9 protein-coding genes are annotated in these 15058 nt (G+C 43.3%); 4 read left to right on the top strand and 5 right to left on the bottom strand.

Going from position 1 to position 15058, the window contains the following annotated elements; translation table 11 throughout:
* Nucleotides 1–53 precede the first annotated feature (53 nt).
* From J8L84_RS05375 to J8L84_RS05385, 3 genes are all read right to left on the bottom strand, one after another.
* On the bottom strand, nucleotides 54–590 hold the full coding sequence (locus J8L84_RS05375) for a peroxiredoxin-like family protein (protein WP_211069793.1): 537 nt from the start codon (nucleotides 588–590) through the stop codon (nucleotides 54–56).
* 137 nt (nucleotides 591–727) lie between these two features.
* On the bottom strand, nucleotides 728–2659 hold the full coding sequence (locus J8L84_RS05380) for a M1 family metallopeptidase (RefSeq protein WP_211069794.1): 1932 nt from the start codon (nucleotides 2657–2659) through the stop codon (nucleotides 728–730).
* Between the two features lie 180 nt (nucleotides 2660–2839).
* Complete coding sequence (locus J8L84_RS05385; protein WP_211069795.1) at nucleotides 2840–3268, bottom strand: organic hydroperoxide resistance protein; 429 nt, start codon at nucleotides 3266–3268, stop codon at nucleotides 2840–2842.
* Nucleotides 3269–3481: 213 nt separating this feature from the next.
* Between J8L84_RS05385 and J8L84_RS05390 the strand changes: the two genes are divergently transcribed.
* Nucleotides 3482–3946, top strand: coding sequence for a MarR family transcriptional regulator (locus J8L84_RS05390; protein WP_211069796.1), 465 nt, complete (start codon nucleotides 3482–3484; stop codon nucleotides 3944–3946).
* 88 nt (nucleotides 3947–4034) lie between these two features.
* Here the strand turns inward: J8L84_RS05390 and J8L84_RS05395 are convergent, their stop codons facing one another.
* On the bottom strand, nucleotides 4035–6632 hold the full coding sequence (locus tag J8L84_RS05395) for a glycoside hydrolase family 3 C-terminal domain-containing protein (RefSeq protein ID WP_211069797.1): 2598 nt from the start codon (nucleotides 6630–6632) through the stop codon (nucleotides 4035–4037).
* Between the two features lie 463 nt (nucleotides 6633–7095).
* Here J8L84_RS05395 and J8L84_RS05400 point away from each other — a divergent pair, with 463 nt between their 5' ends.
* Nucleotides 7096–10152 carry a TonB-dependent receptor gene (locus J8L84_RS05400; RefSeq protein ID WP_211069798.1) on the top strand — a complete coding sequence of 1019 codons (3057 nt, stop codon included), beginning with the start codon at nucleotides 7096–7098 and terminating at the stop codon, nucleotides 10150–10152.
* Nucleotides 10153–10215: 63 nt separating this feature from the next.
* Nucleotides 10216–11721 carry a tryptophan halogenase family protein gene (locus J8L84_RS05405; protein WP_211069799.1) on the top strand — a complete coding sequence of 502 codons (1506 nt, stop codon included), beginning with the start codon at nucleotides 10216–10218 and terminating at the stop codon, nucleotides 11719–11721.
* 94 nt (nucleotides 11722–11815) lie between these two features.
* Here the strand turns inward: J8L84_RS05405 and J8L84_RS05410 are convergent, their stop codons facing one another.
* On the bottom strand, nucleotides 11816–12793 hold the full coding sequence (locus J8L84_RS05410; RefSeq protein ID WP_247670586.1) for an AraC family transcriptional regulator: 978 nt from the start codon (nucleotides 12791–12793) through the stop codon (nucleotides 11816–11818).
* 508 nt (nucleotides 12794–13301) lie between these two features.
* On the opposite strand from J8L84_RS05410, the gene J8L84_RS05415 reads away from it, so the two are divergent.
* Nucleotides 13302–14987, top strand: coding sequence for a glycoside hydrolase family 9 protein (locus tag J8L84_RS05415; protein WP_211069801.1), 1686 nt, complete (start codon nucleotides 13302–13304; stop codon nucleotides 14985–14987).
* Nucleotides 14988–15058: the final 71 nt, after the last annotated feature.

Below are 15058 nucleotides of genomic sequence, written 5' to 3' on the forward strand. Positions count from 1 at the left end.
AAACGGCGATAATACAATCGGCTATAGCTATCTTTTAACGCCATCCGTTAAAGCTATCCATTGAAGGTGCCGCGAATGGGGTAATCATTTTCTGGATCGCGAATAAATTCCAAACCGGATACCAGCTGCTCTAAATCAGGACGTACAAATGGCGCATTCGCTAACTCACTAATTTGAATTGTGTTGTCTTGATTTACAATAAACAACGCGGGCTCAGCGAAATTGTGATCAGTTTCCTTTTCGCTGCGAGGCACAGAAATATATAAACCCAGCCCTTTCATATCTTCTTCACTCAAACCCGAAGCAATAGGGAACGTAATTGATAAGTCTTCAAGATGCTCTTTCAACTGAGATTGACTGTCAGCAGATACCGCTATTACATCAACGCCAAGTTCTAACAAACGCCCTTTGTAGTCTTCAAGCGCGTTTAAATACTTGGTACAGATAGGACAGTGCTTACCACGGTAAACAACCACCATCTTCCAATCACAACCTTCACGTTTGTTGCTTAATGAAACAGCCTCGCCGGTGCTTAGCGTTACTTGCACATCGGGGAATGAAGAATCAGGTTGTAGTTTTTGCGTATACATACAGTCTCCTTAATTGCGTATTAGCTACATGAACCAATTACATCGGTAATATGCGTCATCAGTAGCGCTAACCATCCCGTTAGTGCTACCGATGATACCTAATTAGTTCTACGCCTTAAGGCTTGTAAAGATCGCTTTTATTCCACAAAGCCTTCGTTGGCTCGAATGGTTAAAGGGTGATAACCCGGCTTTGCTTCTTCAAAGGCACGTTTAGCAAACGCTTTGCCCTCGGGTGTTGCAGAAAGCGAACGATATAGCGGCTTAACTAACTTATTACGGCCAATGTTAACCAGGTACTCGTACAGTCGGTCGTAGGCCGGCTTGTATTCATTTGCCACTGCAATCATCAACCAACTGTGGGCTATTTCGTTATTTTGCGTGGTGGTTAACGAGAACGCAGCATCTAATGCAGCCAGTTGCTCTGCGGATAGTTCCTTTGGCATATTGTTCAGGAAATACAACCACTCATGCACTGTCCATTGCTCGGTATCTATATTTACCGCTTCTACCTCACCGGCTAACCAAGCCTTGCGAGTGGTATCGATTTTATCAAAGGCATCCGACTCTGGCACAGGCGCTCCTTCAGGAATACCGGGCTCAAACACCCATTTTTGAATGCGCGCTTTGCTTAACTTATCTGGGTATTGCGCCAACAAGGTTTCATCCAGGTAGGCTAAAAACGTATCAGTGGTAATGCTTTTAAACGCGAAATCTTCAAAGTACTGCATCAAAAACGCATCAAAATTTTCACGACCAATTTTGTTTTCAATTTCACGTAAAAAGAGCGCGCCTTTTTCGTAAGGAATATTTGAGAAAACATCATCTGGATTTCTTCCGCGAAGATCGATAGCTAGAATTTCATCTTCTTCGTTGAGGGCTTGTATATCGTTTTGTAAATCTTGGTATCCCAAAACCGCTTCTTTTTTAAATCGGTCGTGGCCGTATATCATTTCCATAATACGGTAAGTTAAATAGGTGGTGAAACCTTCGTTTAACCACAGATCGCGCCACGTGGCATTGGTAACCGTATTGCCCGACCAGCTATGCGCCAATTCATGCGCAATCAGTGACACTAAGCTTTTATCGCCAGCGATGACAGTAGGGGTAATAAACGATAAGCGTGGGTTTTCCATTCCGCCAAAAGGGAAAGACGGCGGTAAAATCAATAAGTCGTAACGATCCCATTGATATGGGCCATAGGTTTTTTCCGTTACTTCTAACATGGCTTCGGTATCTTCGAATTCTTTTGCTGCTGCGTCTAACATACTAGGCTCGGCATAAACCCCTGTGCGCTCGCCCATTGGTTTGAATTTCAAATCACCAATTGCTAATGCGATTAAGTACGAAGGTACAGGCTGCGGCATAGTAAACGAGTACTCACCATCACGAGCCGTAGTAGGATCGTTAGAGGCACTCATCACTGCCAATAAAGCTTCAGGTGTATGTATAGTGGCTGTGTAGGTTACTCGTACTTGTGGAGAGTCTTGCAGCGGAATAAAGCTTCTTGCATGCATAGCTTGCGCTTGGGTAAACAAGAAAGGATGTTGCTTTCCTGCGGTTTGTGCTGGCGTTAACCACTGAACACCCGATGCTTCAGGCGAGGTAGAATAGGCAATGGTTAGCTTATCTGCGCCTTCAGGCAATTCAACAGAAAGTGGTGTGCCAAGTTCAGGATCAGCGCTGCCCATATCAAAAGGTACTGAATTGCCGTTAACCGTAACCGATGTAATATCCAATGCACGAGTATCAAGAACAACCGTATTAAAGTTAGGCGCACTGCGCTCAACGGTTAACGTAGCACTGCCGGACAATTTTGATGTTTCAAAATCTGCAGTTAAGTCTAAATCTAAATGAGTAACTCGCACTTCTGATGGATTGGCGAATGAGTGGTAATCTTTACCCGCCTCTATTTCACTGAGCACATCTACTTTAGATACTGCGCTCTCGGCAGCAATTTTGCTATCAGCACTATCAGAAACAGCTGATGGTGTTGTCGGTTCTTGTGAGGGTTGTTCGCTACACGCAAACAACATCGGCGCACAAATGGCTACCCAGCTCATATTTTTCATAATACTTCCTGTTATTTTTCTGTCTTACCCATAATTCTGTCTTATCTATAATAACAAAGAAGTACCTGAATGCTTAAACCCAAAACGACAAGCAACGACACCAGCGGTTAAATTAACGTTTCTCCCCTTCCCTACCTTTAAAGCGGCTCGAGTGATCTTGGGGAAGAGAGGTATTGACGTCTAGGCTACTGTAATTTGTACATCAATATTGCCACGAGTGGCATTTGAATATGGGCATACTTGGTGCGCTTTAGCCACCAAGCTTTCTGCTGCAGATTTCTCCATATCACCTAAGTCGACGCTTAGTTTTACAGCAATAGCAAAACCGACTTCGATAGGCCCAATAGACACATCACCAGTTACGCTTATATCGCTGCCCAATTTAATTTTTTCAGCCGCAGCCACATGCTTAAGTGCACCAATGAAACACGCTGAATAGCCAGCTGCAAACAATTGCTCTGGGTTAGTGCCATTACCACCCGCTCCACCTAATGCTTTTGGTGTTGAAAGCGTAACATCTAAGTTTCCGTCACTTGATTTTGCTGTGCCTTCACGACCACCTGTTGCAGCTGCTGTACCGGTATAAACCACTTGTTGAAGTGTATGCATTATATAAATCCTCGATTGCTTCGCTCAACTTGAGCATTCTTTATTGAAGCCCAGTAATGAAATTGTGTAATGAACCCGTGTAGTGAAATGTCTAATAGAAAGTAAATGCAATTTATTTTGCATGCAAAATAAATTAACACTAATGCCGCTTGTAGATCAAGTCCTTTGCATGCAAAATATTATTCATGTCTTTTACCTCTTCTAGGAACGCTCATGTCTGACGAAGCTAAGCTTGATGAACTTGCACCCGATACGCTTAAATTAGAAAGCCAGCTGTGCCACCGCTTTTACACGCTGTCTAATGCATTTACTCGTGCCTATCGCCCAATGCTTAAAAGCCTTGATATTACGTATCCACAGTACGTAGTGATGATGGCCTTGTGGGAACAATCTAACGTCACCATTGCAGAATTACTGGATAAAACTGTGATAGATGGCGGTGCTATGACGCTGATTTTAAAAAAACTAGAACAAAAAGAGCTGTTAAACGTGGTTAAAGATGAACAGGACAAACGGGTGCGCCGGGTAGTGCTGTCAAAATCGGGGCAAGATGCCAAAATAATAGCACGGGATGTTCCCACCCAAATGTTATGTAAACTAGATGGCATGTCGAAAGCTGAAGCAAAGCAACTTGTTGTATTAATGGACAAACTTCAAGGGTGTTTCAACGCTGATTAAAAAGTCAGTGCCATAGCTATAGCACTGACTACTGCAATATAACAAGTATGTTCGTTCATCCATTGACTATGGATAAACGAACATAATATTAGGGAAGATTAATACTGTGTTGCACAACGTTATCGCTACGTTTCACCCCTTGTCCCCCACCAAGCGTCACGAGCAATTTACCTTTATAAGGTTGGCGCTGCCCCTGCGCATCAACATAAACAAGTTGCGATTCATTAATGGTGAACCTCACTGACTGGCTTTCCCCACCCGCTAAGTTTACACGCTTAAAGGCGACCAACTCTCGCTGAGGCGTACGAATTGGTGCATCGGGCATTCCAAGATAAACTTGAACAACTTCTTGAGCACTTATATCACTTTTATTAGATAGCGTGGTGGCAATATTAAGACCCTTTTCAGAGCGAGTGACCTTTAGCTTATCGTAACGGAAGTCTGCATAGCTAAGACCATAACCAAATGGATAAAGCGGAGTTCCCTCGTAATACTTATAGGTTCGATTTACCATACTGTAATTTTTAAAGTCGGGTAAGTCGTTAACCGACTGATAGAAGGTTACCGGTAGTCGGCCGGAAGGACTGGTATCACCATAAAGAAGGTTCAGTAGTGCTGGCCCAGTTTGCTCACCAGGATAGAAGCCTTGAATAATGGCGTTGAGGTTTTTATCTTCCCAGTTGAGCGCTATTGCGCTTCCGCTCATGTTAACCATAACGATGGGTTTGCCCAGTTTATGAAGCGCTTTTAATAGTGATGATTGGCTCTCGGGCAATTTGATATTCGTTCTGTCCCCATGGGAGAACCCATCAATCTCAAGAGGCATTTCTTCCCCCTCCAATTCAGCGCTAATACCGCCGACAAATACGATAACATCAGATTCCTTTGCCACTCTAAGCGCTTCACTCTCTAGATTTTTATCCTCTATTAACCATTTGAAGCTTATTTCTGGTTCTATCACATTACTGTGCCAAAAACGCTGAATAAGTGATTCAGCCTTGAAGTCATAAGACTTGCCTGCTTCAAGATAGCGCCTTTCGTCTGTAAGCTCACCGTCTAGGTAGACCTCGACATTTTTCATTTTAAAGTAATAATTTCCAGATTTTTGAGGGGTAATTTTGCCCGTCCATCGCACCGCGAATTCTTGATTTGATGCTTTGTTGAAAGGTATGTCTTCGCTCGTCAAATTGATGTTCATTTCAACGTGCCGTTTGCTTGGCTGAAGATTGAAATGACTTGAGGGGTAATACTTAGCAACTAAACCTGGTTTTGATTCGCCTAGCATGTTTACATGGGTGAAAACGCTAGAAGGGACAGGACTAAAATGCGTAAAAATGTTTTCAGTTATACTGCTTCCTGGCGCGTAACCAAGTTGGTTTGAAGGTAGTGCCTGCGAAAAGGCCTCTTTCGGTGTAACAGGCTGCACGGGTGTGCCATGATAATTACCCACAAGTATGGCGGGATTGTCAGCATTCGGCCCAATAAGTGCTATTTTACTATTGCGTTTCAGGGGCAATACACCATCGTTTTTAAGTAAAACCATGGATTTCTCTGCCGCTTCTCGTGCCAATTCAATATGTTTTTTTGACCCAACCACTGACATAGGCATTTTGGTATATGCATGTGTACTGCTGTTATCAAACATTCCCAGTTTCATGCGTGCAGTAAGTAGCCGGGTAAGCGCTTGGTCAATATCACTTTCCTCTACCAAATCTTCTGCCACAGCTTCTATTAGATAGCTAAATGTATTGCCGTGATGGTCTCCGCAGTTTAGGTCTGTACCTGATTTTAAGGCACTGGCGGCTGCGTGAGCAGGGCTGTCCACTACATGATGGGAGTTTTCATCATAAAAGTCAGCAATAGCACCGCAATCTGAAACAACGTACCCGGAGAAATTAAATGTATCTCGTAGCGTATCTTGAAGAAGCGCTTCACTACCACAGGCGGGCGAACCATTGACTCGGTTATATGCGCACATTACAGATGATACATTTGTAGCTGCAATCGTGTCTTCAAATGCTCTAAGGTAGGTTTCCGTTAAATCTTTTTCAGACGCTGCGTAATCGTCGCTGTGTCTAGATACTTCTGGGCCACTATGAACAGCATAATGCTTCAACGTGGCGACCGACTTAAGGTACGTGGGATCATTTCCTTCAAGGCCTTTCACAAAATTGACCGCCATTCGAGAAGTTAGAAACGGATCCTCTCCGTAAGTTTCTTGGCCTCTGCCCCATCTAGGATCGCGAAAGATATTAATATTAGGCGACCAATAAGTAAGGCCTGTGTACATTGCATTGGTATCTTCTCGTAAAAATTCGTGATGCTTAGCACGCCCTTCATCTGAAATTGTAGACGCAATACGATAAATAAGAGGCTCGTCAAAGGTTGCCGCCATACCAATAGCTTGTGGAAATACGGTTGCTTTACCTGCTCTTGCTACCCCATGCAATGCTTCGTTCCACCAATAGTATTCGGGAATGGCAAGGCGCTCTATTGCTGCTGACTTATCAAATAATTGACTCACTTTCTCTTCCAAGGTTAAGCGGTCAACTAAATCTGCGACACGAGTCTCAACCGGCAGCGATTGGTTTTGAAATGGCAGTGTTTCACCATGACTGTGGGAAGTAAGTAAAAAGCAGGCGGATATAAGAATTCGCTCAGGCAGTTTTTTGATTATTCGATTCATGAATTTAAATGTCTCATGGCTTTTCCTAAGGGATGATTACGCTAACCACTTGAAAAATAGAAATCGTCAAACCAATGTCACTTTTGCGTATTTGAACGTTCAGTTCACCGCTACTATAGAAGAAAGCGCAATAAATAAACCTACGTTAACCCTATACGCTGCAACCCCAATAAAACCAGCACTCCCAACCCATCATAATGATAAATAAATGTAACAAATATGTTTATTTATTGCCTCACTCAATTTTAAAGGCGTTCATCTATGCGTTTTACACAAACTTGAACCTAAAATTTAAACCAATAAAATCATTCACTTAAATTTAAAACCTTACATTAGTGTAAATTTTTGCGTTCAAATTAGCCAATCGCGACTATGCTGGGCGAATTGTTGTGTTTATGTTGTTATTTTTTAAATGGAGATTAAGCACTTCGGTGTTTATTGGAAATGTGACTAGGGAAAAAAAATGAAAACACATAATAAATCAACAATAACTAATACAGTGAGAAAGCCTAGCTTTAAACGCTCACTTGTATCCAGCGCCCTGTTAAGTACGCTATTAGCTTTCCAACCCCAACTCGCTTTTGCGCAGTCGAATTTACCCTCAGAAGACGTCAAAAAAAACCAGACTGGCGACGACGTAGAAGATGTTGAGGTCATTGAGGTTCGAGGTATAAAGGAAAACTTAGCAGACGCACAATTACTTAAGCGCTACGGTGATACCTTTCTTGATGCAATATCAGCAAAGGATATTGGCGCATTGCCTGATAGGAGTGTGCTGGAAGCTATCGTTCGATTACCTGGTGTTTCCATTGAACGTTTTGCGGGCGCCAACGACCCAGATCATTTCGGCGTTGAAGGAAGTGGCGTTGTGGTCAGGGGGTTAACCCACACTAGAAGTGAATTTAACGGTCGCGATACCTTTACTGCCGACTCTGGAAGAGGACTTAGTTTTCAGGATGTTCCTCCTGAATTAATGGGCGGCGTAGAGTTGTATAAGAATCAATCGGCAGAGATGATTGAAGGAGGTATTGCGGGTACCGTAAATTTAATTACTCGCAAACCCTTTGATAGTGACAAGCGTATTTTAGCGTTTTCAGCCGATGCCACCTATAGCGATTTTATTGAAAAAACTACCCCAACCTTTTCTGCATTGTATTCGGATGTTTTTGAAAGTGACTATGGCAAATGGGGCTTGCTGCTAAACTTTTCAGATTCCACACTTAAAGCGCAATCGGACGGTACCCAAGTAGGGCGATTTGAAACACAAAACCAATTAGTTGATGGCGAAAGTGTCATGGTGCCTCGCACCTCTCGTTTAACCCGGAAACAAGACCTTCGAGAGCGTCAAGGGCTAGCAGCAGCGCTGCAATGGGAAAACGTAGATGACACCATACTCGCTACGGCACAGTTTATACGCTCCGATTCATCTTTGTCGTGGACCGAGCGCGCTATTGAATTGGCAGATGATGCGGTCATAAATGACCTTGTGCCAGCAGAAGGTACAACTTTTGATATCGATGAGCAGGGTCTGTTCGAATCGGGATTAATTACGTCTAACGCGGGTTGGAGAGGAAATGATGCTGAGCGACAGCCCGGTGGTATTTTCGGTGCTCAACACGCAATGATTACACGTGCCAGAGAGCAAAACTCTGTTGTTGATGATATTGGATTAAATGTGCGATACCGCCCCAATGATGAGTGGGCGTTTAGCGCGGATTTACAATACGTAGAGTCAACCTCAGATATTGTTGATTTCTCGGTAATGGGTGCCACTCGTACCGTGGTTGGAATTACCAATAACAAAGACAGCACGCCTGATATATTTTTAACCGACCCCGCTAACGCCAACGATGAAACGCATTTCTCCAACCCTTATAATTATTTTTGGCGCAGTGCGATGGATCATGTTTCGGCCAACGAGGGCGATGAAGCGGCAGTAGCGTTAGATGCTAAATATACGTTCGAAGACGGTTTATTTACATCTGTAAAAGTGGGCACCCGCTATGCCAAAAGACAACAAACCACCCGCCAATCCACATTTAACTGGGGCTGGTTGTCTGAAGCGTGGGCGGGGAACGGCAATGCTTGGTTCGACGCCCAAGGTGATGAACTTGGCGCAGGGCTAGGTGATTTATACGAAGCCGTGTCATTCGATGACTTCGCAAGGGGTGGTGTTTTGACGACACCTGGCGGCAATACCTTTCTTTTTCCTAATGAGTCGGTTGCCGATAATTATCGTGATGCAGAGTCTACATTCGCAAGCCTTATGCCTGGCTGGGTGGCCTTAGCAAGCAGATCTGGTGCTATCGGTGACTTTTTGCCCAATGAAATAAACGAAACTACTGAAACGAATAACGCCTTTTTCATACAAGGTAATTTCGAGGGGGAAGTGAAAGGGCTTTTTTTCAGCGGTAATGTGGGGGCACGCTACGTTAAAATTGAAAATGAGACGGATGGGTTTATTACATTCCCCGATAATCTGCCTGTTCAAGATGATGATCCTGAGAACTTTTTACCCTCTGATCAAGCCGCGTTCGGTAATGCTGCCTCTACGGAACAAACAGCAGTAAGTGATTACAGTAAGTTACTACCAAGCTTCAATCTTAAACTAAATTTGAACGACGATATGCTGTTGCGCTTTGGTTACTCTAAGGCCATTGCGCTGCCTGATCTTGGAAACCTTCGCAATTACGTTGAAATACAGGGCGATAATTTACAGATTGAATACTCAGGGGAAGGCGACGATAGAGAGATAACCAGTGCGCAATACCAGCGCTATACCGCAAAATCTGGTAATCCCTTTCTTAAGCCGATGGAAGCCAATAACTACGACTTCGCCTTTGAATGGTATTTTCCAGAAACCGTTGGCTCGTTAACCACATCATTCTTTTATAAAGATTTGAGTAACTACTTTATCAACGGCTCCACCGATCGCGTTTATGAAAATAATGGCGTGACGCAAGTCGTCCAAGTTGATGGCGCCACTAATGGCGATGAAGGCAGTGTGAAAGGTGTGGAGATTGCTTATCAGCAGTTTTTTGATTTTCTACCAGGCGCGTGGAGTGGACTAGGGCTTCAATTCAACTACACGTATGTGAAAGATGAGGGCTCACCGAATCCTGGGTTATCGCCAGACAAGCCAGACTCTTCTGAAGGGGAAGGCATTGCCTTTGACAACTTACCGCTTGAGGGGCTTTCCAAAGATAATGTGAACATTGTTGCTATGTATGAGAAGAACGGGTTTAACGCTCGCCTAGCTTATAATTGGCGCTCTGAATACCTGTTAACCACAAAAGATGTTATTACTCAGCTTCCTATTTTCAATGAAGCAAATGGGCAGCTTGATGGTTCGTTCTTTTACCGGTTCTCAGACAACATAGAGTTGGGTTTGCAAGGCACGAATTTAAGCAATACGGTCACACGTACCTCGATGCAAGTTGATGCCGAAGGGAATCAAGTGGGCCGGTCGTGGTTTGTTAACGACCGTAGAATAAGCTTGGTCGCTAAAGGGACCTTTTAACCATTTTGAGAATGAATCAGGTATGCCACAGAAGTGGCATACCTAAAACGTTATGAGGTAGTTATGTCTCAATCAATGTCTATTAAGTCTATCGTGATTGTAGGCGGTGGGTCGGCAGGTTGGATGACCGCAGCAACACTTAGCAAAGTGTTAGACCTCTCAAAATATAGTGTCACGCTTATTGAAAGCGAGGACATTAAAGGGGTGTCTGTGGGTGAGGCGAGCATCCCTCAAATTACACTATTTAACCGAATTTTGGGTATCGATGAGGCGGACTTTATCCGTGCTACTAACGCGACTTACAAGCTCGGTATCGAATTTAAAGACTGGAAACGCAAAGGTCACGCCTATTTCCATCCCTTCGGCACCTTCGGTATTAACATGGAAGCATTGCCGTTCCATCATTTTTGGCTTAAGCGTTTCAACGAAGGTGCAGGTGGCGACCTTTGTTCGTATTCAATTGAAGCGATGGCGGCTAAAAGTGGGCGGTTTGGCAAGGTTAATGCGCAGAACACTTCTCCCCTAGCCAATATGAGTTATGCATATCATTTTGACAGTACCTTATACGCTAACTTTTTACGCGACTTTGCAGTAATGCGTGGAGTTCGGCATATCAAGGGCAAAGTCGAAGCGGTTTCCAAGCATCCAAATGGTCATATCAATACGCTAACGCTTCAAAATGGGCACTGTATTGATGGTGAGTTTTATATTGATTGTAGTGGTTTTCGAAGCTTGCTCTTAGAAAAAGAAATGGGCGCAACGTTTAATGATTGGAGCGACCTATTGCCCTGTGATAGTGCCATTGCTATCCCGTGTAAATCTGCCGATAGCATGTTAAAACCTTACACCCAATCAACAGCGAAAACCGCTGGTTGGACATGGCGAATTCCGTTGCAGCATCGAATTGGAAATGGTTATGTGTACGCGAGTAAGTTTACAGAAAAGGAAGCTGCGCTAGATGAGCTGATGGCGCAATTAGAAGGTGAACCTTTAGCTGAGCCCAATTTCTTAGCTTGGAAAACGGGAATGCGTCCTCGAAGTTGGATAAAAAACTGTTTAGGTATAGGGTTATCGGCTGGATTTGTTGAGCCGCTAGAGTCTACCGGACTGCATTTGATTCAATCTGCGATAGCACGATTGATGACACTCTTTCCTAGCAACCGGTTTTGTCAAAGTGACATTGATATGTACAACCGGCAAACCACAAAAGAGTTTGAACAGATTAGAGACTTTATTGTGTTGCACTATGCTTTAACAGAAAGAAACGATAGTGAATTTTGGCGTTATTGTCGCAACATATCATTGAGTGTTTCGTTGGAGCAAAAAGTACAATTGTACAAAGACTCGGGCCGTATTTTCCGCATAGACAATGAGTTATTTAATGAGACATCCTGGCTTGCCGTTATGCATGGACAAGGGTTGCGAAGTGAAGGATACCACCCGCTAGTCGATAGAATGAGTACATCATTAATTGATGAGCGACTTAGCCATATTGCAAGTGTAATAGATAAGTCAGCGTCTGTACTTCCAGAACATGCTCACTTTATTGCACAACTTAATGTAAAGTAGCAGTTAGTGGCAAAGTAGCGTTTCAAGTGACATTCGTGCCACTTACCCCTTGCTACTCAGTTGCATAGCTATGTAGCGATGAACGTATTGCCGTCTATTCCCAGTAGTCTTTTCGATACTGGGTAGGTGTTTTCTCAGTCAACTTCTTAAAAAATGTATTGAACGTGGCTTTACTGTTAAAGCCCGCAGAATCCATTATATCTAGCATAGTCGCCCGGCGATTCGACTCGCTTTCCAATAGCAATTTACTCTCTTCTATTCGGTAATGATTAATAAACTCAAAAAAGTTTTTATTAAAATGATGATTAATAATGTGAGACAGCACCCGTGGTGGAATATCCAGCTGGTTAGCAAGATTTTCTAATGTGAGTAGATGGTTTAAATAGGGTTTATTCAAACGCATATATCGGGTGATTTTATCAACCTGGCGAAGGTCGATTTTCGGCTTTTCTTTTGTGGCTGCAGGCGTCAGTTTACTGTCAATACCTCTAAATATAGTGGAATACCCTGCACTAAAGAATATCAACCCAGATATCATTAACAAGACAGCATAGTTTGAACTTAAGCCTAAAAACTCATGGTCGATGTAGACCCCCAATTCATACGCAGAGATAATGGCAAGCGCTGTTAATACTGCCACAACTCTAACGATTAAAAAGCCCACTACCAGCGCTTTTAACCACGTCAAATCGACACTCTCTGTTTCTGCTACTTGTTGTTTCAGCTGCTTCTGGTAATTATTCAGTTCTATTAAACACAGCACGCCACATGCCACTCGAAAAGCTTCACGAAACAAATGTATTGCCCGTTCTTCGAAGGGAGTATTAGCAATGGTATCTCCCTGCAATGCAGCAATTTTTACTAACTCTTCTTCTAGCCACCAGGTATTCGCAAAATAAATGCTATAGGCAACGAAAGGCAGTAGGAAAAGCAGGTCATAACGCCTGAATTGGTAGTCTTTGTATATTAGGCTTCGAATGTAAAAAAGTAATAATGGCGCTTCCACCCAGTAAGCTAGCCCGAATGAGTAGAAAAGGTTAGGTGAAAAAGACAAAGCCGTAGACCGGAACATTTCACCAAAGTTGATGAGATTATCTAAAGGGATTGCAGCTTGTGAAAGTAAGAAGGCGGCAAGCAATAAATGTGTTTTTCTTTTGCCGCGCTTAAGAGTTACTAAGAAAAGAGCAAATAAAAAACATTGATAAACAGTAAATAGCAACACCAGATCATGTATGTTAAATAAGACGGCTTTCATTAATAACCAAATACTTTTTTGTTGTTTTATAACGTGTTCAATACCGTGACGCAAGAAGCGAATTAACCTAAAGCGTGTAAATAGAATGTTTTTTCTTAGCCTTCAACTAAACATGACTAAATTCGTTTAAATACAGGTATCAAGCGTTTATTTTTACGTTTACTGCCTTTAAAAAGACGACATATCGTTGCATTTTGACAAAAATGTAACAACTAAAAACTATATAACACTAGGGTCTCTCATGTATCGCTTTTTATCTGTTAGGTTGCGTTTTAAAAGCCGAACCTTTTTACTTTTGCTATTCGCAGGTCTGACTAGCTTATTTATGACCGGATGCTCAGATGACAATCGCAAATCCAAATTTCAACAAGCCCGTTCAGAAAAACCATTGAGTATTAAACTTAATCAGGTGGGATACCTGCCAAGTGGGAAAAAGCATGCTCTAGTGCCAACCTCTGCATCAGGAAACTTTGCAATAAAACGCTCAACAAGCGATGACATTGTCTATCGAGGAGAGCTGGAAGAATCGAAGATGTGGGAGCTCAGTAATGACCCATTTTTAAAATTAGCCAGTTTTAGTGACTTCAATGAAGTTGGAGAGTATTACATTGACGTTGAAGGTGTACCGCCCTCTTTGCCATTTACAATAAGCCCAACCATTTATGACGACGCCCATCGCGCTGCATTAAAGTCTTACTATTTTAATCGTTCTGGTATGGCGCTAAGTGAAGAATATGCAGGGCAATGGAAACGACCAGTTGCTCATCCGGATACTCAAGTAAACGTGCACGCCTCTGCAACTACCTCTTCAATGGGTGCTCTTACCACGTTGTCCTCTGAAAAGGGCTGGTATGATGCAGGCGACTATGGAAAATATACTGTTAATGCTGGTATTGCGACTTACACATTACTTGCTGCCTACGAACATTACCCTCAATACTATCAAGCAGTAGATGTCGCTATCCCAGAATCAGATGACGGGGTTGCCGATTTACTAAACGAACTACGATGGAATCTAGACTGGATGGCCAGTATGCAGCGACATGACGGCGCTGCCTTTCACAAACTCACTACGCTGGAATGGGCGGGGATAGAAATGCCCCATGACGATAAATCGCAGCGCTTTATGATTGGCGTATCAACAAGCGCTACGTTAGATTTTGCGGCCACTATGGCCATGGCGAGCCGTATTTATAAAGACCTAGCTCCTGATATAGCTAACCAATGGTTACTGCAGGCTGAAGCCGCTTGGCAATGGGCTTTGCACAACCCAGATGTTCGTTATGTTCAACCTGACGATGTACAAAGCGGCGAGTATGGTGATGACCAGTTCGTTGACGAGTTTTTCTGGGCGGCGTCCGAGTTATTTATTGCCACAGGGAATACCCGCTACCTCAGCCCGATTAAAGATAGTGAAGTGAATTTTGGTGTACCTGGGTGGGCCGATGTTGAAACATTGGGCCTCATTTCATTATTAAAGAATGCACAGGACATGCTGTCAGTTTCAGAATTTGCTCGGCTAGAATCTGCTTTTATAACGCTGGCCGAGAATATTACCGAGCAGATACCTACTTCACCTTATTTAGTGCCAATGCAAGAAGATGATTATGTATGGGGGAGTAATAGTGTGCTGCTGAATAAAGCCTTAATTCTATTAACCGCCTACGAACTCAACGGCAATGCTAAATATAAAGATGCCGTCTACGACAGTATTTCTTATATTTTCGGTATGAACCCAACCGGCTATAGCTTTGTTACGGGCTATGGAAGCCTCACGCCTATGTCGCCACATCATCGCATATCAGCAAGCGATGGGGTAAAAGCGCCCATACCCGGCATGCTGGTAGGTGGCCCGCATGCCGGGCGTCAAGATGAATGCGATTACCCCTACCCTAAACCAGCAGACTCCTACATTGACGATTGGTGCAGCTTTTCTACCAATGAGATTGCCATTAATTGGAACGCCCCTTTGGTATATGTGCTAGGTGCTATTAACGCGTTATCAAAGTAAACCTGCTTGGGGATACCTAAATCAAACTGAACGCGCACGGTATCGAATGCCGATTCCGCTGCGCTTTTTGT

It is taken from the genome of Alteromonas sp. MMG017, assembly GCF_018100795.1.
Taxonomy (GTDB): domain Bacteria; phylum Pseudomonadota; class Gammaproteobacteria; order Enterobacterales; family Alteromonadaceae; genus Alteromonas.